General features: G+C 41.7%; 1 protein-coding gene and 1 riboswitch. The gene reads right to left on the reverse strand.

The window, feature by feature from the left end; genetic code table 11:
* Positions 1-737, reverse strand: a 737-nt coding sequence (locus G3O09_RS21960; RefSeq protein ID WP_163103564.1) for a thiamine pyrophosphate-binding protein, incomplete at its 3' end; no start/stop codon positions are given.
* Between the two features lie 65 nt (positions 738-802).
* A riboswitch (cyclic di-GMP riboswitch) is annotated at positions 803-888 on the reverse strand.
* Positions 889-1190: the final 302 nt, after the last annotated feature.

The raw sequence follows: 1190 nt of genomic DNA on the forward strand, positions 1-1190 counted from the left end.
GTGGTAGGAAACGTGCCTTTTCCACCTGGTGTCGTCATCACGGGGGTGCTGAAAGCTTCAGCCAACTGTATGACTTCCTCGTAGGCATGTGAAGCATGAACGCCTTTTCCTAAGATCATCACGGGACGTTCTGACTGTTGAATACTGATTAACGCTTCTTGAAGCGACTCGATTGTCGCAACCATATGTGGCGCTTCTTTCGGTTGCAAGACAAAAGGTTCGATCTCTTCTAACAACACATCCATCGGAATGGAGAGGTGAACGGGTCCTTTAACGCCATGAAGCGCTTTTTCGATCGCATGTGTAAAGTAGCTCTGAAACGATTCCGCACGGTCAACTCTTGCACTGAACTTCGTGACGGGTTCAAACATCTTTACTAGATCGGTACCAAAGGAAGTGGAGTCCTGTCCGAACGGTCTTCCGATGTCTTTAGAAGAAGGTTGTCCAGTTAAGAACAAAACGGGTAGATGCCACGCTTTCGCTTGTGCAGCAGCCGTTAATAAATTGGTCCCGCCGGGTCCAGAAGTTCCGATAGCAACACCGATCGTCTTATTCATAAGAGAGTAACCAGAAGCGATGTATCCAGCTCCACCCTCATGTCTAGTTAGGTTGAAAGGGATTTCTTGTCGATCAAGTTCTAGTAGAATCGGTACGACGGCTTTACCAGGGATACCAAATGTGTGTTCAACTCCTAAGTTTTTTAAGTTCATCACAAGAACGTCTGCAATTTTTTTCATGGATGTATCTCCTTTGTTAATAAAAAACGACCTATTGAGTAGCACAAATAGGACGTTTTAAAACGTTGTGCAACCCAGCCATCCTAGCACTTCTGCTTTAGATCTGTAGGCTTTGCGTCCCCGTCTTTCGACGGGTTTGCCCTATTATCTTTTTTAGTGGATCCTAGCTAGGGATCAAAAATTACTATATGTACACTTATCCTATCGGTATGAATAATAGATTTATTAAGTTGTCAACTGTAATAAAATATTTCTTAATTTAAACAATATTCTGTTTAATATATTCTAATTGATGATATTGTCATCTTCGATTTGTTTTTATGTATACAACAACATGTATGTCGTTGTATACCAATTGGTATATTAAATGGTGAAGTAGGGAAGGACGACAATGATTTTGGATTAAAAGGGAGGATCATTTAATGAAGGTAACAGCTACATATGCAGGGTGGG

It is taken from the genome of Peribacillus alkalitolerans (assembly GCF_010882125.1).
Lineage (GTDB): Bacteria > Bacillota > Bacilli > Bacillales > DSM-1321 > Bacillus_BN > Bacillus_BN alkalitolerans.